Below are 19,131 nucleotides of genomic sequence, written 5' to 3' on the forward strand. Positions count from 1 at the left end.
TAAATACTGGTCCCTGAATGTTGCCGCCTGCCGCGACTGAGCCGTCCCCGGATGCGGTTACCTCATTTCGCTGCATTCTCTACCCATCCGCCCTTCGGTATTCGTTGACAGATCAGCGTTAGTTTCACCTGCCGGTAAGAATCGTCTCGATCCTGACTCCGCAGGTAGTGCAACGGCAGTGCCCAACAGGAGTAGTTTGCCCGGTCCGCGCGGTCGGTGGAGTCCTAATGGGCCGGTCAAGCGGTCTGGGCTCGGTCGCTGCTGGGTAGTGCCCATTGGGCGTCCAGGTCCTGGCAGAGGATGCGGATGCTGCCGGTCGTGAGTCTTAGCTCATGGCTGCATCCGGACTCGTGGGGCAGGAGTTCGTCCAGGCGGACGGTGTTGAAGTCGGACAGTTCAGGCACGCCGCCCCCGTCGGCTTCCACCTGGACGCTGGTGACGCCGTAGTAGTGAACTGTCAGCACGTGGTCTTGGCTGGCTGGCCAGGTGAAATGGATCTGGAACTGATCTGCGGCGCTGGCAGTCGGGGGCAGCGCGGTGGGTCTTAGGTCTTTCACACACCGCAGGGCCGAGAAATCGTAGTGCTCAGGGTGTGTGGCAAAAGCGCGCGCCCCGGGCGGGAGGGCCGGTGCGAATCGGGGCAACTCGGCAAGGTATGGGTTGGGATCGTGCCAGTAGATGCCGTGAGCTTGCTGTTCGATGATCACGTATCTCATGCTCTGCCCCCTGTGTCGACGGCTCAAAGTACCCAACTGGTCACCGGATACGGGCAGAGCAAGGCCTGGGATGTCGGCGTACAAGGTCATGCGCAGAGCTCTGTACGGGGTCACGTACAAAGGCCGGGTGCCACTCGTTGGGGGCCGGCTGATAGCTGCCAATTTGGGGCCGGGACGAGTTGTCCAGGGTGGGCGGCGCCCAGCGCGGAGTGCCGCCTTCGACGAGCTTTGCGTTCCAGCACGGACCGCGTGCCCGAGGCCCTGGAGCGACCCGCGCGAACAGGGCGGCCACCCTGACCCTTACATCCCGGTGGGACTGGCCGCCAAGAACACCGCCGACCTGTACGGCATCACCCGCACCGACATCGACGCCTACGCCGCCCGCTCCCACCACCTCACCCAACAGGCCATCGACCAGGGCTTCCACTTCGGCGACATCGTCCCGATCAAGACCCCGGACGGCACCACCACCACAGCCGACGACTGCCCGCACACCGGAGTGACCCAGCAGAGCCTCGCCGCCCTGCCCCCGCGGTTCCGGCCCGACGGCAGCGTCACCGTCGGCAACAGCGCCCCACTGTCCGACGGAGCCGCAGCGGTCGTCGTCATGTCCGAGACCTACGCCCGCGCCCACATCCCGCTCGCATCCGGGCCACCGCCGTCAGCCCGGCACTCCCGGACCGAGGGCCCCCGTCCCCGTCGCCGCTACCCGCGCCGGCGTGGCCCTGGCGGACATCGGCACCGTCGTCGGCAACGAGCCCTTCGCCGCCCAGACCCTGGCCTACTGCACCGAACTGGGCCTGGACCCCGAGCGGATGAACCCGCACGGCGGCTCGATCGCCCTGGGCGAGCCCTACGGCGCGGCCGGCGCCCGACTGACCACCACCGCCCTGACCACTCTGCGCCAGGACGACCTCGACACCGCCCTGATCAGCGTCGTCGCCGCAGACGGCCAGGGCATGGCCATGCTCCTGGAACGCACCATGTAGAACCATCACCCCACACCAGCGATCCCGTACCCGCAAGCCTGGCCGTGCACCCGACGAAAACACCGCGGTACCCAGCGCAACGGTCCAGGTCTGGCCTAGCAGTCCTGCCTTACTCGCGGTGGCGGACGTCCCACTGGCTGTCGGGGTCGGGCACGTCAAGGTGGAGGCCTCAGTACAGGGGCTCGTATTCCAGCAGTTGCTGCCAGCCGCCCTTCCTGCCCTGCGCTCGGCCGTGCAGCCAGTTGCTTCCCCGGAGGCGTTCGCGCAGTTCGTCGGGGGTCTTCGACTCCAGGAAGATGACATCGAGCCACTGTGGCTTGGGATGGAGCTGGGCCGCAACCGACACCACCGGAGCACAGAAGGCCGGCTCGCACATCATGCGGCGCACCCAGCGCTCTTGCTGCGCAGGAGTGAGCTCCAGGCAGAGTCTGCCCAGAAAGGGGGCCCAGGGCCGTGAGATGTCGCGCTTCCATTTGACGTCCTTGGGCTGGATCCTGTGCAGCGCCTTGACGGTGCTCGCGGTCAGTTCCGCCGCCGCTGACGGGTCCGTGAGGATGAGTCGTTCCATGGCGAAGCCGAGGGGCTCGATGATCTGGCTGATTCGCCCGCAGTCTTGTTTGGACGACACCTCGTATCCAGCTTCTTCGGCCAGCGAGATCACGGTCGCGACAAGCTCGTCCGGTCGGTCGAGGGCGCCGAGGTGCGCGTTGGCCATGGCGAGCAGGACCCGCGCGGTGGCTTCGTGATTGATGATCTGCTCGGTGGCCCGTCGGCGGGGCAGACGACGTGCTTCTTGGCCCGCCAGGACGAGGGGGTCGAGGATCACCCGCAGGGAAGCCGGAGCGTCCGCATCCCAGGTGCGCCTGGGGATGGTCAGTTCGACCAGTTCGAGAATCGCGTTGCGGAGGTCCTGGGCTGAGGCGTTGGTCCAGGCTTCGAGGATTTCCTCCAGCGTCGGGAGAGTGTCGATCGCCAACTCCAGGAGGACTTTCCACAGCATGAACCCGTGTTGCCGCATGTGAGGCTTCCGGTGCGAGACCAGCTCCTTGCGGTAGTCCACGAGGCGCTGCCGGTACGGCTGGAATCCCGGCAGGGAAAGTTCGGCAGGGTTTTGCGACGAGCCTTTCAGGGTCCGGTGGAGCACTTCCGGCGCCGCCGCGTTCTTGGCGTAGGCGATCAAATACTCGATTACCTCGGGCTGGTCGGAGAGCGTGTACTGCATGGCTCCTAGGATGTTCTTGGTCGCCGCTTGCCCGGACTCGTCCTGCTGCAGTCGCAGTTGGGTGTCCCGGTCGGCGACGAACGCGTCCAATGCGTCGACTGCTTCCGGCTGGCCGGCGAGGGCCGCAGGAACTGTGAAGACACACAGGCCGAAGCTGTTCAGCCACGGCGAGCTCGCCATGTCGTCGAGGTCGTTGTGTGTGGTGGGCAGCAAACTGAGTAGAACGTCGGGAGCCGGCTTGGCTTCCTGGAGCGCTTTGCGCCAGAGCCAGGCCGAGTTCTTGCCGCCGTCGGGAGAGCTCTCCGCGCAAGGCAGGGAGACGAGAGCTTTCCTGCAGCGACGCCGTGCTTCGAGGGTGAGAGGGTGTTCAGCGGCCGACGGGGAAGGGACCCTGGACGGGGCTCCTTGCAGGTCGCGCTGGAAATTGGAGGACCGGCCGGCCAGCGACTCCGCGAGGACCGCGTAGCAGACGGCTAGCTGGTGCGAGGGAGCGCGCGCGGACATGACGGTGTCGAGGAGTTCCGCGGGATCGACCGGAAGACCCTTGATGATGGCAACGGTATGCATTCTCAGCGTCGCACGGCACACCAGCACACCTGGGAGAGGGGGCGGTTCGGCCCGTCCGGCGGAGTCGTCCTGCTGAGCTGGCGGCAGTCCGAGGACCGAGCGGATCTCCGCGAGCGAGTCCTCCGCCCGGGGCCGACTCAAGAGGAACAGCCGGCACAGAGCTTGCTCGAACGCGATGCTCTCCTGCCGGTCGGGGTGGAGGCCGCCGAGCCCGGACATGAACTCCTTGAGAGTCGTCCGGATGGTCCGGGGACTGAGACCCCAGGTCGACATCTCGATCAGCAGCTCCGTCGGCAGGCTGAGCTGCCCTGTGGTCAGCGCTTTCTCCCAGAAGTACAGGGCATGTTCCAGCATTCCGTCAGGGTCTGCCGAGGCAACCGCGCTCAGCACACGAAGCGGAAGCTTGTCATTGTGATGCCATTCGCTCGGTTCCAGGGATTTAAGCCATTCGAAGCAACCGTGCTTCCGGAGGAAGCGTTCGACGGCGGTCGGGTCGTCGGTGGCAAGACGGACGAGCGCCTCCAGGACATGCTTCCTGATCCTGGTGCTGCTCGGTTCCATGTTCCACACACAGGCCAGGTCCGCCAGCGGTCTGCCGAGATCCGGGTGGGTAACGGAGGGAAGGAGCAGGAGGAACCGGTCGATCACCGAGGGGTTCGCGCCCTTCAACGCCGCCGGCGCATGAGCAAGCACCAAGCGCCCGGGGCATTTGAGCTTCGCATAGACACGCAGGGCCAGCCCGAGGAGGGCTGAATCGGGGGATGCGAGCCAAGAGGCCAACGCCGCGTCGGCCCTTTCCAGCGTGTACGACGCCCCGCGCGTCTCCGAAATTCGGCCGGCCATGAGCAGGACTTCGCTGGCGACTTCACCGAAGTAGAGGTCCCCCGGGTTGCCCGCCACCCGTTCCATCAGCGCGTCTACGGCCGCCCCTCCGCAGGCCAGTACGCCCCGGGCCGCGGCGTGTTCGAAGAAGGTCTGGTGGAAGAACCACAGGTAGCCGGTGAGTTCGCGGATGGAGAGAACACCGCGCGAGCGAAGCATCTCCATGACAGCGTGAACGTCCTCCCGCCCCACGTCGTCCGGACCCGCCCTTCGGGCCAGTTGATGCCGGACACCGCTCTCCAGGTCGGAACGTCTGGCGTCGAGTTGTCCGGAGGCGAGGATGACGCGCGCGGCGGCTCTCGTATGCGGTGAAAGGTCGACAGAGCCATGCGTCGCCGAGGAGTTCCGGGACCGCAGGTCACGGACGATCCGGTCGCTCCAGAACATGTCGTAGAGGTACGGGGTGTCCACGTCCTCTTCTGGCACGTCGGGGGCGTAAAGATCGAACAGCAGCCGCAGGGCGAAGGGATTGGCGCACACTTCTCTCAACGCTCTGCCGCGAGAGGCTGCGTGGGTGACCTTTCTGACGACGGTTTCCAGTGGCGGCGCGTCGGGCAAGCCCTCGTAATAGGCGCGGGCGTAGCTCTCGACTGCCGCACGCCACTCCTGAGCGCTGTAGGCGGAGAGCGTTCTCCGCTTGATCGTCACCTCCGCCGCCTTCGCGGCAGCCATCAGGCGCTGAGCCTCCACCGGTCGGCACGTCAGCAGTGTGGGCATCTGCAGCCGACTGGCTGCGCGTACTGCATCGACCACGAAAGCGATGGCGTCGTCGCTGTGCATGAGCAGGTCGACGGTGTCGATCAGGAGGGCGAAGGGCCGCCCGGTGTGGAAGCACTGCTCCAAGGCAGCCATGGCCGAGTGGGGAGACAGAGCGGCCTGGCCCTGAGCGGCAGCTCCCTCCTGTCCGGCGCGCATGCCCAAGAGCAGCGCGCTGGCTCGCAGGAACAGCGGATACCGTCCCCGGTCCAGAAGCCGACGGTGCATGCTCCACAACAGGCTGGTCTTGCCGAAGCCCGCCTCTCCCACCAGAACGCTGCACCCCGCGGACTCAAGGCCCGACAGGACGTCCCGCTCCACACTCCGTTCCACATACAAACCGCCCGACAGGCGCAACTCGTGACCCGAAGGGTGCAGGCCCACGACGTCGGCATCGGACGCCGCAGCCCGCGAACTCTTCCAGAGGGCCTCCAATTCCGTCGGCAGAGCTGCAAGTGCCGCCGAATCCCCGGCCACCAGGGCCCGGCTAACTGCCCGGCCGGTCTTGGTCCGGGACCTGGACGCCGACCGGGCGCGCTCCAGGGCTTCGGACACGGCCTCCTCGTCAAAGCCCGCGCACCGGCAGCCGATGACTTCGCGCAGGAGACGGAGCCTCTCAAGGTCGGGGTACCTGCCCTCCGTTGTCCGCCAGGCGGACAAGGCCGTGCTGCTCAACTCGGAGCCGGAGCTTCGGGACCGGTCGACGATCTCGGCGAGCGTCCAGCCCGCATGTGTGCCGTCAACAGGGCTCCTCCCTTTAGGTAAGAGGTGGTCCATCACCTGTTGCCAGGACACCTTGCCCGGATCCCACACAACGTCCGCACTCTCCTCGGTGGTCAGCTTCCTCGTCTCCTTCCGCGCGGTGCGGGAATCCCGCCCGATGCCCTGCCCCGACGCCCGTTTCCCGCGCCCGCGTCCCACAATCCCGCGCCGCGGCAGTGCGCTTGGCGGGCGGATTCCCCGCACTGCCAAACCTACTGACGACGGCGCGAACGCCGCGCCGGAATCACTCTGAAGGGGGCCGCCATGGCCTGGGTCTGGCTGCAGCACGCCTGGCTCGTGTATTCGATCGGCGATCTGGTCGTGAAGGGCGTCATGTGGTGGCGACGGCGGGAAGAGAACTGACCGTCGCTCCACCCTCGGCGCGGAGGGAACCACTCGTGATTGCCCGTCAGCCACGTCGCTGACGGGCAATCACGTTCTGTGGTCTGGGCGGCGCGGTGACGGACGTGTCGACCGCCTTGCTCCCGGGGGCTGGCACCACCGACAGAAAGGCGGCGTGGACTGCTCACGTCCAGCTCGGCGCGGATCGGACGGGCCACGGGCGAGCGCCTCGATGACCTACCACAGCAGTTCGTGGAGCTGCCCTGACCACAGGGAACACCTCGAACATGCAGTGGGCGTCCGCGGAAACTCGTGCGCCATTCCCGCCCGCTGAACGTGACCTGCTGCCCGGCGCCGAAGCAGTAGTAGACCATGCAGTCGGTGTGAATCCTTTCTGCCAGAACCTGGATGGATGGCGTCCCTTGAAGTGGTGTAGCCGGGCTTGGCCGCGGAACGCGCGGGTGTCTGCCCGGGGCGTGCATCCGCTGGCGGTGCATGCTCCCTGAACAAGGGCAGGCCATCGCGTAAGTCTCCCTGGTGAACGGGCAGTTCAACCGGAGGAGCACGCGATGGCCTTGTCCCAGTCTGAGCTGATGCGGCTGCTGGAGTCACTACGTCGGGCAGATGGAGTTGAAGCAATCAGGGTGGTGTGCGAGCGCATCCTGCAGGAGCTCATCGAGGCCGAGGCCACCGAGGTGATCGGTGCCGCCCCGCGTGAGCACTCCGAGTCGCGCACGACCTGGCGCAACGGACACCGCGACCGTCTGCTGACCACCCAGGCCGGCGACCTGGACCTGAAGATCCCGAAGGTGCGGACCGGGTCGTTCTTCCCCTCGCTGCTGGAACGTCGGCGGCGCATCGACCGGGCGTTGTTCGCCGTGGTGATGGAGGCATACGTGCACGGCGTCTCCACCCGCAGCGTGGATGACCTGGTCAAAGCACTCGGTGCGGACTCCGGGATCTCCAAGTCCGAGGTCTCGCGGATCTGCGGCGAACTCGACGAGGAGCTGACCGCGTTCAAGGAACGGCCGCTGGATCACACCGTCTTCCCCTACGTCTTCCTGGACGCCACCTACTGCAAGGCCCGGGTGAACCACCGGATCGCCTCGCAGGCCGTGGTCATCGCCACCGGCATCTCCGCCACCGGACACCGCGAGATCCTCGGCGTGATGGTCGGCGACAGCGAATCGAAGCCGTTCTGGACGAAGTTCCTGCGCTCGCTTCGGGCCCGCGGCCTGGAGAACGTCCAGCTGGTGATCTCCGACAGCCACAGCGGGCTGGTGGCCGCGATCCGCACCGTCTTCCTCGGTGCGGCCTGGCAAAGGTGCCGCGTTCACTTCGTCCGGGACGTCTTCAGCGTGATCGAAAAGGGCTCGGGCGAGATGGTGGCAGCGACCATACGCACCATCTTCGCGCAGACCACCGCCGAGCAGGTGCGCACCCAGCTGGACGTGGTGGCCGACATGCTCGGACGACAGTTCCCGCAGGTCAAGAAGATGCTGCTGGACGCCGCACCGGACATCACGGCGTTCGCGGACTTCCCTCCGACGCACTGGAAGAAGATCTGGTCGACCAACCCGCTGGAACGGCTGAACCGGGAGATCAAACGACGGGCCGACGTCGTCCAGGTCTTCCCCAACCCCGCCGCCCTGGACCGGCTCGCCGCCGCGGTCCTGGCCGAACTCCACGACGAATGGCAGGTCTTCGACCGCCGCTACCTCTCCGAAGCCTCCATGGCCGAACTCCTCACCACCCAGCCCACTCCACCCGAGCCGCAGATCACCCCGCAACCGGAATCGAAACAGCTGCCGTGACTACACCACCCCGCGGGACATGACCCCTGGATGCCGCAGCGGTGATCCTCCTAGAGGTTGCGGCAGGGCGTACCGGCGGCCTTGTCGACCGCGAAGTCGGGCGAGGCAGCGAAGGCAGGGTGACGCAGCACAGCCCTATTAGCGGCACCTCACGAAGCACTGCTACAGGCTGGGTGCCTGTGGGTTCCGCAGAGTCAGCGCCTGGCCTGCGGTGTCGGAGGCGGTGCGCACTGCTGCCCGCAGGCCCGCCGCTGATCATGAGCAGTCGGGCCCGGTGGGAGCAGACTTCGCAGACTGGTGCCATGACGGCACCGCTGGTCGCGAGATCCGCTGCTCACCGAGCCGCGGAGTTGCTCGGACCGTGCTCATGATCGCGCGGATTTGCTCACGGAGTCGCGGATCGGAGATGGGTGTAGGTTCCGCGGATTCGTGAGCAGCGCCGGACCTGCGGCTTGCGGTGTTGGTGGTGGTGCGCCGTGTGGGGAGTGGGTGCTGTCGGCGTTCGGTGAGCAGTCGAGGGCTGGTTGATGCCGGCGGGTGTGACGTTGAGTGAGGTGGCGTCTGGGTCGGTGTGGTCATCTTGAGGTGCTGAGGATGTAATCGATGGCGGTTGCGGCGTCGTCAGCGACGTGGGTGGGCTGGTACGCCGCTTCGGTCCAGGGCCGGCCGCCTGACACCCACACGCTTGGGGTGTTGAGTCCCCTCGCGCCGCCGATGTCCGCGTGCGGCGAGTCGCCGATCATCCAGGCCCCGTGGAGGGACGCCCCGACGACTGCCGCTGCCGCGTGGAAGATCTCTGGTGCGGGTTTCTTGTGTCCGATCGCCTCGGAGATCACCCAGCCGTGGACGATCCTGTCGAGCCGGGTGTTGCGGATCTTCGCCTCCTGCTGTGCAACGCGCCCGTTGGTGACAATCGCGCACGTCCATCCATCGGCGATCGCTTTGCCGAGCGCGTCGCGGGTGGCCTCGGGCAGGACGACGCGATCGGCGGCGCCCCGGTCGAGAAGGGTCCGGATGGCACTCTCGGGAAGGGCCTTGCTGTAGCGGTTGGTCATGGCCCGGGCGACGTCCTGTCTGGGTGCGTAGCCGCTGGCGTCAATGGACATCAGCCATGCGAGGTCGTCTTCCGGGAGTGCGTGCGAGGCCAGGAACGTTGTCATCGCGTCCCGGAAGGCGGCATCACGGTCGACCAGGGTGTTGTCGAGGTCGAGCATCAGCAGCGGCATGCCAGGCAGTAGATCATGTCCAGTACGGCTAAAGCAGGTCGGCTTCACCACGCAGATTGAGGCCGTCGACGAGGTGCGGCGCCCCGGTCTCCTGCGGGGATTGTCTCGGCGATCCACAGGATCTCGGTCGCCCCTCGGAGGAAAACGCGGCCGGGTTTTGTGGGCACGGCGTTCGTAGACGGTCTTCCACGGCCCGAGCCGTTCGGGCAGGTCACGCCAGTGAACATCGGTCCGAACCCGGTGTAGATTCCCGTCGATCACCTGCCGATGATCCCGCCATCTGCCGCAACGTCTGTTGTTGACCGGCAGGAACTAGCCACGCGGACAAGGAGCCCCTCGGCGGGCAGGCCGGCACGAGTCGTTCGGGGTTGGCGGTCCTCGCGCGAAGTCTGCTGCTGTGTGTCCTTGCCTTCATGGAACCAGGTGCCCAACCCAGAAACGGATGGCCAAGCAGCGCCCGTCCGGCTGCGCGTGCGGCCAGCCACGCCGCGGCTCGTCCGCGACTTCGCGGCGTACCACGCTCATCAACTTACTGAAGCAGCGAGGGCTCAGCCCGGTGAACGGGGCTATCCAGGAGGGCTCCGACGCCGTGATCACACCACCACACCAAGATCATCTCATCACAACCAACGTGACCGCGCGCACATTGAGCCAGACTTGATGGATGGAGACGAATGCCCCGTGGTCAGTCGCTGGCTGATGCCTGGGACTGGATGGAGGAATGCGCGCGGTCCGACGACGCTACGGTGCGAGGAACAGACTCGTGGGTTCCCCCCCGTCGCAGAGGAGTTGGTGCTGGCCGCCAGGGCGAGCGCGTTGAGCCAGTGGTATCCGTTCACCAGCCACAACTACCTTCGGTTCGTGGACAGCCCGGCGTTGTGGATGCCTGGCACACAAGACGTGAACGAGCTGGCAGGGTCCATCTCCTTCGACGCGGGCGGGACGGAGGGCCGACCCGCCTTCCGTGTCTGGAGCGGCTTCCTGCTCCGGGAGCCCGACCCCGTACTCGTACTCGCCACTCCGAACGCCGTCGAGGCCGTAGACGCACTGGTAGGGCTTTTACCGGCTCACGGCATGGAAAGCCGACCGTAGCGGCATCTTCTCGCACAGCGATTTTCGGGACAGCCCCTCTAGACATCTCTCTCAGCGGCACGGGAGCCCTGACCGTTGCCTACGGTCCCGTCGTCACCCGTCCGGGGCCACCCTGAAAACCCTAAGAGCTCGTAACACGATCATGAGCGGGTCCTTTTGAGGCGTCGCCAGCAGATCAGACTGCAGGCCAGAGCGACGAAAGCGTCGTGGAGTTCGGTGCGGCGTTCCCATCGGACGGCGAGTCGTTTGAAGTGGTGGAGCAGGGCGAAGGTCTGCTCGACGACGTAACGGAGCTTGCCCATGCCCTGGATGTTCGGGGCGCCCTTGCGGGAGATGACAGGCAGGATCCGCCGCTTGCGGAGCTCTTCGCGGTTCGGATTGGAGTCGTAGCCCTTGTCTCCGAGCAGGGCCTCTGGGCGCCTGCGAGGACGGCCGGGGCGGCCGGCGACGGGTGGAATGCCGTCGACCAGGGCGAGGGTCTGGGTGACGTCGTTCACGTTGGCCGCGGTAGTGATCACCTTGAGCGGAGTTCCGCGTCCGTCGCAGATCAGGTGGTGTTTGCTGCCCGTCTTGCGCCGGTCGACCGGCGACGGACCGGTGTCGGCACCCCCTTTTTCGCGCGGACATGGGAGCCGTCCACGCAGGCCCGTGACCAGTCGAGTTGGCCGGCCGCGTGCAGCTCGGCGAGCAGGATGCGGTGCAGTTGGTCGAAGACTCCTGCTTGCTGCCACCGCTCCAGGCGGCGCCAGCAGGTCTGTCCGGAGCCGAACCCCAGCTCCAGCGGCAGGAGTTGCCAGGCTATGTCGTTATAGAGGACGTAGAGGATACTCTGGAGACAGAGCCGATCTGCCACCGGACGCGGACCCGGCGACCGCTCGGGCCAGGGCGGCAACAGCGGTTCGATCAGCGCCCACAAGTCATCGTCCACGATCCACGGTCGAGTACTCACAGCATGACGAACGGCCGAATCATCAGACCGGTCACGCCCAACCAGCGCATCTCAACAAGATCGTGTTATGAGCTCGTAGATCGTGATCTTGTCAGTGGGGGCGCCGCTGATATGGCGCGGCCACCATTGACCATCTCGACGAGACCGGCCGCGCCATCGGCGGCGTCCATCCCTCTCTGCCTACTTGAGTCCACCGAGACGAAGGGCATCCTCGATCTCGCTGAGCTTCGCGGACGGCAGGACGCCCGCCTGCCCGGTCAGGTCTTCCCTGGCCAGGGTGACCAGCCAAGTGCAAGGGATGAGGTCGGGACGTGGAAGTGCGACTCTCAGGACGCCTTCGAGAGGCAGTCCTTCGGGGGCACCTACTGCCACCTCAACGGCCACGCCGCTGAGATCGGTGCCCGCGGGAGCGACGACCTGCATCGCCAAGAAACCGGACGCCTCTTCTCCCGACAGCAGTACGACTGCCCGCTGCTCGTTGAAATCTGCCCACCAGACTTCGCCACGTCGCATATGTCCTCCTGATACGGGACGGTGCGCCTGCGTCGCCCCTTCGACCGCCGCCTACTCCAGGCACAGATCGTAATGTTGGCTGGTCAGGGCCGACGATAAGACGGCTGCGGCCACCGTTGATCATCGTGAGTTGTGTGGACTGACGAAGAGACGGTGGCCGCAGGTCACAGCATAGAACCCGCCCGTTGGCGGGACGCGTTCGAGGGTCTGATTGGCCGGATCGCGGGGCGCTTCGCGCGGGTCGAACCCCGGCGTAGGGCGGCGCGGTTGGTGCTCGGTCTATTGGCCGACCTGCCACGCAAGAACTGCTGGACAATCGCGGAGTGGGCCGGCGAGACCACTCCGGACGGTATGCAGCACCTGTTGGGCCGGGCCAAGTGGGATGCCGATGTGGTACGCGATGACGTACGGGAGTACGTGGTGGAGCATCTGCACGACGACCGGGCGGTACTGGTGGTCGACGAGACCGGGGCCGTGAAGAAGGGCACCAGCACGGTCGGGGTGCAGCGCCAGTACACCGGCACCGCTGGGGCCCGTATTTCAATAACTGTCAGCGACGGGGTTCTGCGGGGGTTGTTCGGGCCTGTAGCTGTTCCAACGTGCGGGCGGGCGATCCGGGTATCGGCGTGACGAGGATCCGGTGCAGGTCCAGGAGCCGTTTTGCGTCCTGGTACTGGATGGACAGGTTGGTGCGGTTGACGCCCAGTAGTTGGGCCAGGAACGTCATGGTCACCGCTCTGCGGCGGCGCAGGATGGCTGCAAGGAGCCGGTGGGTGTGGTCCACGCTGCTGGTCTGTGGGTGGCGGTAGCTGCGCGGGCGATGGAAGCGTCGCTGGAATGCTGCCTCGGCCAAGGCGTCCCAGAAAGGCTCCGAGACCGCCACCAAATACTCGAAAGCGGTCCGTGACATGCCGGTCAGGGCCGGATCGGTGAGCATCGCGGTCAGGGCCGGGTTGGTCCGGTGTGTCGTGGCCGGCGCGACCGGCGCTCGCGGTGGAACGGGAGACGGTCCGATCCAGCAGAGCAGGAAGCGCAGCTGCGCGAAGCAGTGGAGGACATGGATGCGCTGCGCTTCTACACCCTGAGCCCTGATGGCTCGCTGATCGAGCGCGACGGCCTTTAGCTCAGGATCTTTTATCCGAAGCAACTTGGGTGGGGGCTCGACCTTGGGCCCGGGCTGCTCTGAGCTGCTGCGATGGTCCGCCGGTGTGCGTGGACGTTCGCCGCTGTCTGCCTGCGTTGTCCCGCAGGCAGATACTCAGTGCGTCTCGCACGCGGAGCCGTGGCGCGAGCTCCTAGAGGCCGCGTAGCGCCTCGTGCAGGTCGCCGTAGGCGGTCCAACAGTCGACGCTGCCGTTGTCGTACAGGCTGCCCATGTACCAGTCGTCGTCACCCACAGGCTTCACGAGACACAGGCCGTGGAACCCGAGAATGATCTCTGGACGTGGCATTTCGAGGGCCTCGCCGACGCTGACCCACTTCACTGGCCGATCGGGATCCAGGACGACAGCCTCTCGGTCCCCCGATACATCGCGGATCTGCTGCAGAGTCCATCCCTGGGGAAGTCGCGCGTCGGCCATCTACGGATGATCTCACTCGCCCGGTGTAGAGCACCGCTGCAAAGGTCGCTTCTTCTGGTGCCCTTCCGGCTACCGTGCCCGAGGGGACCCTCCATCGGGGTGGAGAAGGGACCGAGGATGGTGGACGAGACATTTGACGCCGTGGGAGAAGCACTGTGTTGCGCCGCAGCCATTCGCCTGGGCGGAGCCGTCCAGGTACTGACGGAGCGATCTGGCCTGCTTGATCACTACATCCCGATCATGGCGGGAGTGGAGAGCATCACGGCGTTTCTTGACGGCCAGGAACTCGACGACGACTTGCTTGGCTCTGCGTTTGCCGAGAGCTGGTCCCTGGGTGCCAGGTACCCGACAGGGCTCGCGGGCCGTGCCTTCGTTAACGACTGGTCGTCTCTGGTGTTCGGCACGGTGGGGCTGACCAAGGCAAAGCAGCAGAACTTCGGGGCAGCTCAGGCGCTGGACTTCGCCTCGCAGGCGGCGGCGGCTTGGCCGTCCGCCGCCCGTATCGGCTCCTTCGACAGCATGGCCCGCTTCGAGCTGGCTTGCCAGCAGGAGGCGGAGGACCGGCTGCGGAAGAACGGTCTGCCCGTTCTGTGGAAACTGGCGGAAGTCAGCTCGAAGCAGTATCGCCAGGCGGCGGAACAGCTCATCGGGTAGTCGGTGAAGCAGCAGCCGCGAACCGGTCTTCCCGGCCAGCGCCGTTGCGACCGTCACGATAATCGCCTGCAGTCCGGGGGTTCGACGCTGGTATCGCACCGTCAGCCGGTGGGCGCACGCCACATCAGAGTGATGCCGGCAGGTCAGGTGTCGTCGGTGATGGGTGTGAGGGTGTCGAGCCAGACGTCGAAGACGAAGCGTGTGCTGTTGGGGCCGCCCTCCAGCCACCAGGTGCTGACCGTGGCGACGTCGTCAGCGATCTCTTCGATCGTGCACTGGATGCTGGTGGGGCAGGGGTAGGGCGCGGTCGGGTGCAGCTCTCCGCCGAAGTAGGCGGTTTTGCAGACGAGTTGGTGGGGGCGGTCGTAGACGTCGGCGAACTCCACCAGGATGATGCCCGGGAACGCGTCGGTGAGCCAGCAGACAGCGGTAGCGGGCAGTTCGCAACCATCACCCTCGCCCAGATTTGTCCCCATGTCCGCACCCTACCCATCGGGTGTCGCACGGCACTACCGGTTTAGCGGCACCAACGAAGCACTACTGCAGGCTGGATGCCGCCGTTGTCCCGGGGGTGTTGAGGAGTTCGCGGATGAGGTCCTCGGTCTCTGCCTCAAGATCGCAGTCGAGTGTCTGGTTGATCTGCTGGATGCGGGTGATGGCGGTGTGCAGGCCGGAGCGGTTCCCGGCCGCGTGCTCGATACGCATCAGGTCCCGGTAGAGCAACTCGGCGCTGTCGTCGGCACTGAGGCCGATCACGGCGGCTCGCCGGGCCGTGCTGAGGTCGTGCAGCGGGCCACGTGGGTACGGCGTTCCGGCCGCCTCGTATGCTGCGAGGATGAGCGATCAGAGGATGCACGCGCCCGTGGCGGGCGGCGTCGGGGACGCGGCCGGGGCCGGAGTGCCCGCTCCAGGTGGGCAGCGCACGGGAAGGAGCGCCGGGGCGTCCGTACTCGCCACGCTCTGGGTGCTGCTGGTCGCCTGGGGGATCGCCGCCGGCAACACCGCACTCGCCTACGTCACGCTGGGCATGGACTTCATCCCGATCGTGGCGGGCGTGCTCGGCTGCCTGGTCTTCGTGATCGTGCTGCGGCTGCTCCACAGGGCGTGGTGGCTCGCCGTCCTGTCCGTGGTCCCCGCGCTCTTCATTCTCGTCGGGTCCGTCCAGTACGCCCCCGAGGCGGCGCTCGACAGGCGTGGCGTCCGCGAGACCGTCCTGATCACCGCGGACAGCGCGGCGGGAACGGCGAGCAAGAACCACCGGTTCACACTGGTCGGGCCGGGCGGTGAACTCGACGAGACCCTCGAGTACCGGGGGAGCAACCCCGGTTACCGGGTGGGCGACCGCATCGAGATCCTCCGCGACCCGGAAGGCGCCGTCCCCCTGGAGGACGCCGTGGACGTCGACCCCGAAGGCAGGCTCGGCGGCCTCGTCACGGGAGTCGCCGCATGGACGGGCATGACGCTGCTCGCGGGCTGGCGCGGCCATGTGCGCCGACGGGAGAACCGCCGGGCGTGGAGCGGCACGATCTAGGAAGGCACGGGCGACCGGGGGCCCCGTGCAGGACAGGGACTTGGGGACGGCGCCGTCGCAGCCCACCTCGCCGGCCTCCACCTGCGCGCCTCGATGATCTGGCTCAGAGAACTCACCCGGACCACCTGGTGATCGCAACCACATACGCTCCCTAGTGCTGTGACGGCGTTGGTTCGCCGGGTCGGTGGTCGTGGCGGTTGGATGTGCGGTGACATCCGATCCGACCGCTGGAGGCACGGTGGCCGAGCCCGTCCATGTGCGCAGACTGACCGACCAGGAGGGGCAGAAGCTGCAGCAGATCGTGCGCCGGGGCAGCACCAGCACGGTGCGTTACCGGCGGGCGATGATGCTGCTGGCCTCGGCCGGCGGGAACCGGGCGCCGGTGATCGCCCAGCTGGTGCAGGCCGACGAGGACACCGTCCGGGACGTGATCCATCGCTTCAACGAGATCGGCCTGGCCTGCCTGGACCCTCAGTGGGCGGGAGGCCGTCCCCGCCAACTCAGCGATGACGATGAGGACTTCGTCATCGCGACGGCCACCACCCGCCCGGTCAAGCTCGGCCAGCCGTTCACCCGCTGGCCACTGCGCAAACTGGTCGCCTACCTGCGGAAAGTCCACGGCCGGGTGATCCGCATCGGCCGCGAGGCATTACGGTGCCTGCTCGCCCGCCGCGGCATCACCTTCCAGCGCACCAAGACGTGGAAGGAGTCCCCGGACCCCGAGCGCGACGCCAAGCTCGACCGCATCGAGGAGGTGCTGGACCGTTTCCCGGACCGGGTCTTCGCCTTCGACGAGTTCGGCCCGCTCGGGATTAGGCCCACTGCGGGCTCGGGCTGGGCCGGACAAGGACATCCCGACCGGCTGCCGGCGACCTATCACCGCACCCATGGAGTCCGGTACTTCCACGGCTGCTACTCGGTCGGCGACGACCGCCTGTGGGGCGTCAACCATCGCAAGAAGGGCGCCGGGAACACGCTGGCCGCGCTGAAGTCGATCCGCGCCGCCCGCCCGGACGGTGCCCCGATCTACGTGATCCTGGACAACCTGTCCGCCCACAAGGGCACCGACATCCGCCGCTGGGCGAGGAAGCACAAGGTCGAGCTGTGCTTCACCCCGACCTACGCCTCCTGGGCGAACCCGATCGAGGCCCACTTCGGGCCGCTGCGGCAGTGCACCATCGCCAACTCGAACTACCCCAACCACACCGTGCAGACCCGGGCCCTGCACGCCTACCTGCGCTGGCGCAACGCCAACGCCCGCCACCCGGGCGTCCTGGCCGCCGAACGCAAGGAACGCGCCCGCATCCGCAGCGAGAAGGGCATCCGCTGGGGCGGGCGCCCCCTCACCACCGCAGCCTGACCAACCCGGCGAACCAACACGGTCACAGCACTAGGAAGCGGCTGTGAGCAGGTTCTTCTCCAGGATCACCGGCAGTGACAGGGTTCGGTAGCCGACCGAGGCGAACAGGACGGTGATCCGGTTCTCCTCCTCGCTGAGGACCTCGCCGTCACCCCACTGCGGGTGGTGGACCGCGGTGCCGGGCGGGAACGGGTGGTCGTGGCGCGTGGGTGAGGCGGTCCGGGGGCGGGACAGGCCAGGGACGGTGCCGGCTGCGGCTTCGGTGCCGGTGGGCCGCTGTTCGCATCGGTCGCAGTTGCCGCAGGGGGAGTTGAGGCGCTCGCCGAAGTAGCCGAGCAGGAAACGCCGTCGGCAGCCGGTGGTCTCGGCCAGGCCGCGCATCATGTCGACCCGGGAGCGTTCCATGCTGTCGTGCGCGGTGCCCAACTCCACCGCCCGCGTGGCGGTTTCCTGCGCATCGGCCCCGGGGACCGGGGCCACCTTTCCGCGTTCCGTGGTGAGGGCTCCGGCACTCTCCAGGAGGTTGAGGACGGCGGTCAGCCGGGCGGCGGACAGGCCGGTCTCCTCCTGGAGTTCAGTGGGTGTCATCGGGGTCGCACGGTCCCGTACGAGGCGGGAGACGTCGGCGATGGTGTCCGCGTCCGGGCGGCCGGTGGAGAAGAACTTCTGCAGGCCCAGGTCCTCGACGCGGTAGTGCAGGATGGCCCGTGACGGCTCGCCGTCCCTGCCCGCCCGGCCTATCTCCTGGTAGTAGGCGTCGAGCGACCCGGGCACCGAGGCGTGCAGCACGAACCGTACGTCGGGCTTGTCGATACCCATGCCGAATGCCGAGGTGGCCACCACCACGTCCAACTCGCCGCCCAGAAAGCGGTCGTGGACCGCGCTGCGGTCGGCCGACCGGCTGCCCGCGTGGTAGGCGGCGGCGCTCAGGCCGAGTTCGCTCAGCTCGGCGGCGTACGCATCGGCGTCCTTGCGCGTGGCGACGTAGACGATGCCCGGCTTGGGCTCGGCCGCAGCCCGCTCCACCACGGCGCGCCGCTTGGCCGCGTTGTCCAGGAAGTGGGTGACCTCCAGGCGGATGTTGGGCCGGTCGAACCCGGCCACCACCTCGAGGGCCTTGCGCATGCCGAGCTGCTCGACGATGTCGGCGCGCACCGGTGCGGCGGCGCTGGCGGTGAGGGCGAGGATGGGAGGGCGCCCGATGCTCTCGGCGGCCTGCCGGAGCCTGAGGTAGTCCGGCCGGAAGTCGTGGCCCCAGGAGGACACGCACTGCGCCTCGTCCACGACGAAGAGGGACGGTCTCAGCGCGGCCAGCCGCTCCAGCACGTCCTGCTTGGCGAGCTGTTCCGGGGCGAGGAAGAGAAACCGGGCCGTTTGGTCGCTCACGCTCTCCCATGCCTGCTCGTTCTGCGCCCTTGACATGGACGAGTTGACGGCGACGGCGGTCTGGCCGCTGCTGCGCTGCAGTCCGGCGATCTGGTCCCGCTGGAGAGCGATCAACGGTGACACGACGAGCGTCGGACCGGGGAGCAGCATGCCCGGCACCTGGTATACCGCCGACTTGCCCGAGCCGGTCGGCATCACCACCATGGCGTCCCTGCGGCGCATGACCGCTTTCATCGCGGTGAGCTGGCCGGGACGCAACTCGTCCCATCCGAAAGCCACCCGCGCGGCTCTGCGGAGACGGCGGGCGACGAACAGACTGATCGGCAAAGGGACTCCCGAAGCGGTTGCGCGCGACCGGACGGAACCGGACGGGCGGTGGTGGGTCTAGTGCCCGCCCCGGCCCGAAGCAGTCCGATCGCCAGGCGCGGACTGCGACGGCACGGTCGCGGCAGGCCCGCGAGCGTCACGACTGCCTTCAGGGGCTTTTGCCTCGACCGTGTTGCCGGACACGGTCAGCACGTCCTTGCCCATCTGCGCGACGCAAGGCGCCCCGGCTGCGGCTTGCGGAGACCGCCCGGGAACGGCATCTCGCCCTGGCGCGGGGCTGGTAGGAGACGCGCGGCTCGTACGAGAGGGGCGCGGTCGAGGAGTTGCGGCGCACGACGGGCGCGCCGGGCCCGGCGGTGCGTGAGGGTGCCAGGCATCCCTCACACACTGTGCCGCACCGGTTCTAGTAGGGCTTGGTCAGGTTCGTAGTGGTGTGGGTATGTCGCGGTGGCAGGTGGGGCAG

Annotated in this window: 13 protein-coding genes and 6 pseudogenes; 8 read left to right on the top strand and 11 right to left on the bottom strand. The window is 67.3% G+C overall.

Annotation, left to right across the window (positions count from 1 at the left end; genetic code table 11):
* Positions 1-236 precede the first annotated feature (236 nt).
* Positions 237-707, bottom strand: coding sequence for a hypothetical protein (locus OG381_RS47420; RefSeq protein ID WP_327722186.1), 471 nt, complete (start codon positions 705-707; stop codon positions 237-239).
* A 97-nt stretch (positions 708-804) separates the two neighbouring features.
* Between OG381_RS47420 and OG381_RS49815 the strand changes: the two are divergent.
* Both OG381_RS49815 and OG381_RS47425 read left to right on the top strand, forming a co-directional pair.
* Positions 805-1,320: pseudogene (locus OG381_RS49815) on the top strand (hypothetical protein); the annotation flags it as partial.
* Between the two features lie 85 nt (positions 1,321-1,405).
* Positions 1,406-1,705, top strand: a pseudogene (locus tag OG381_RS47425) (hypothetical protein); the annotation flags it as partial.
* Between the two features lie 169 nt (positions 1,706-1,874).
* Here OG381_RS47425 and OG381_RS47430 read toward each other — a convergent pair.
* Positions 1,875-5,687 (bottom strand): hypothetical protein, encoded by a 3,813-nt coding sequence (locus OG381_RS47430; protein ID WP_327722187.1) that lies wholly within the window; start codon positions 5,685-5,687, stop codon positions 1,875-1,877.
* Between the two features lie 1,118 nt (positions 5,688-6,805).
* On the opposite strand from OG381_RS47430, the gene OG381_RS47440 reads away from it, so the two are divergent.
* Positions 6,806-8,050, top strand: a complete 1,245-nt coding sequence (locus OG381_RS47440) for an IS256 family transposase (RefSeq protein WP_327721961.1) — start codon at positions 6,806-6,808, stop codon at positions 8,048-8,050.
* 575 nt (positions 8,051-8,625) lie between these two features.
* Here the strand turns inward: OG381_RS47440 and OG381_RS47445 are convergent.
* The 3 genes and pseudogenes from OG381_RS47445 to OG381_RS47455 all read right to left on the bottom strand — a co-directional run.
* Entirely contained in the window at positions 8,626-9,276 is a 651-nt protein-coding gene (locus OG381_RS47445; protein WP_327722188.1) for an HAD family hydrolase, read from the bottom strand.
* 162 nt (positions 9,277-9,438) lie between these two features.
* A pseudogene (locus OG381_RS47450) lies at positions 9,439-9,585 on the bottom strand (transposase); the annotation flags it as partial.
* A gap of 176 nt (positions 9,586-9,761) precedes the next feature.
* Positions 9,762-9,873 (bottom strand): annotated as a pseudogene (locus tag OG381_RS47455) (IS5/IS1182 family transposase); the annotation flags it as partial.
* A gap of 195 nt (positions 9,874-10,068) precedes the next feature.
* Here OG381_RS47455 and OG381_RS47460 point away from each other — a divergent pair.
* Positions 10,069-10,368 (top strand): hypothetical protein, encoded by a 300-nt coding sequence (locus tag OG381_RS47460; RefSeq protein ID WP_327722189.1) that lies wholly within the window; start codon positions 10,069-10,071, stop codon positions 10,366-10,368.
* A 140-nt stretch (positions 10,369-10,508) separates the two neighbouring features.
* On the opposite strand, the gene OG381_RS47465 is transcribed toward OG381_RS47460, so the two are convergent.
* Together OG381_RS47465 and OG381_RS47470 are read right to left on the bottom strand one after the other, a co-directional pair.
* A protein-coding gene (locus tag OG381_RS47465) for an IS5 family transposase (RefSeq protein ID WP_327722190.1) occupies positions 10,509-11,317 on the bottom strand; the annotation gives its coding sequence in 2 pieces (ribosomal slippage) (positions 10,509-10,997 and positions 11,000-11,317; 807 coding nt in all).
* Positions 11,318-11,497: 180 nt separating this feature from the next.
* Positions 11,498-11,830, bottom strand: coding sequence for a type II toxin-antitoxin system PemK/MazF family toxin (locus OG381_RS47470; RefSeq protein WP_144314455.1), 333 nt, complete (start codon positions 11,828-11,830; stop codon positions 11,498-11,500).
* A gap of 153 nt (positions 11,831-11,983) precedes the next feature.
* Between OG381_RS47470 and OG381_RS47475 the strand changes: the two are divergent.
* Positions 11,984-12,361, top strand: a pseudogene (locus tag OG381_RS47475) (transposase); the annotation flags it as partial.
* Here OG381_RS47475 and OG381_RS47480 read toward each other — a convergent pair.
* Positions 12,361-12,836: pseudogene (locus OG381_RS47480) on the bottom strand (ISAzo13 family transposase); the annotation flags it as partial. The pseudogenes OG381_RS47475 and OG381_RS47480 overlap by 1 nt on opposite strands.
* A 691-nt stretch (positions 12,837-13,527) precedes the next feature.
* Between OG381_RS47480 and OG381_RS47485 the strand changes: the two are divergent.
* Positions 13,528-14,064 (top strand): hypothetical protein, encoded by a 537-nt coding sequence (locus tag OG381_RS47485; protein WP_327722191.1) that lies wholly within the window; start codon positions 13,528-13,530, stop codon positions 14,062-14,064.
* 143 nt (positions 14,065-14,207) lie between these two features.
* Here the strand turns inward: OG381_RS47485 and OG381_RS47490 are convergent, their stop codons facing one another.
* Together OG381_RS47490 and OG381_RS47495 are read right to left on the bottom strand one after the other, a co-directional pair.
* Entirely contained in the window at positions 14,208-14,540 is a 333-nt protein-coding gene (locus OG381_RS47490) for a hypothetical protein (protein WP_327722192.1), read from the bottom strand.
* Positions 14,541-14,601: 61 nt separating this feature from the next.
* Complete coding sequence (locus OG381_RS47495; protein ID WP_327722193.1) at positions 14,602-14,820, bottom strand: hypothetical protein; 219 nt, start codon at positions 14,818-14,820, stop codon at positions 14,602-14,604.
* Positions 14,821-14,899: 79 nt separating this feature from the next.
* Here OG381_RS47495 and OG381_RS47500 point away from each other — a divergent pair, with 79 nt between their 5' ends.
* Both OG381_RS47500 and OG381_RS47505 read left to right on the top strand, forming a co-directional pair.
* Complete coding sequence (locus OG381_RS47500; protein WP_327722194.1) at positions 14,900-15,595, top strand: hypothetical protein; 696 nt, start codon at positions 14,900-14,902, stop codon at positions 15,593-15,595.
* Positions 15,596-15,833: 238 nt separating this feature from the next.
* On the top strand, positions 15,834-16,955 hold the full coding sequence (locus OG381_RS47505; RefSeq protein WP_327722195.1) for an IS630 family transposase: 1,122 nt from the start codon (positions 15,834-15,836) through the stop codon (positions 16,953-16,955).
* A gap of 30 nt (positions 16,956-16,985) precedes the next feature.
* Here OG381_RS47505 and OG381_RS47510 read toward each other — a convergent pair whose 3' ends face one another.
* Positions 16,986-18,662 carry a RecQ family ATP-dependent DNA helicase gene (locus OG381_RS47510; protein WP_443062075.1) on the bottom strand — a complete coding sequence of 559 codons (1,677 nt, stop codon included), beginning with the start codon at positions 18,660-18,662 and terminating at the stop codon, positions 16,986-16,988.
* Between the last annotated feature and the right edge of the window lie 469 nt (positions 18,663-19,131).

It is taken from the genome of Streptomyces sp. NBC_00490 (assembly GCF_036013645.1).
Classification (GTDB): domain Bacteria; phylum Actinomycetota; class Actinomycetes; order Streptomycetales; family Streptomycetaceae; genus Streptomyces; species Streptomyces canus_F.

Bases quoted from the DNA above. Each gene is read 5' to 3' on its own strand.
- OG381_RS47445 (WP_327722188.1), bottom strand. From the start codon at position 9,276: ATGCCGCTGCTGATGCTCGACCTCGACAACACCCTGGTCGACCGTGAT.
- OG381_RS47500 (WP_327722194.1), top strand. From the start codon at position 14,900: ATGAGCGATCAGAGGATGCACGCGCCCGTGGCGGGCGGCGTCGGGGAC.
- OG381_RS47440 (WP_327721961.1), top strand. From the start codon at position 6,806: ATGGCCTTGTCCCAGTCTGAGCTGATGCGGCTGCTGGAGTCACTACGT.
- OG381_RS47490 (WP_327722192.1), bottom strand. From the start codon at position 14,540: ATGGGGACAAATCTGGGCGAGGGTGATGGTTGCGAACTGCCCGCTACC.
- OG381_RS47485 (WP_327722191.1), top strand. From the start codon at position 13,528: ATGGTGGACGAGACATTTGACGCCGTGGGAGAAGCACTGTGTTGCGCC.
- OG381_RS47470 (WP_144314455.1), bottom strand. From the start codon at position 11,830: ATGCGACGTGGCGAAGTCTGGTGGGCAGATTTCAACGAGCAGCGGGCA.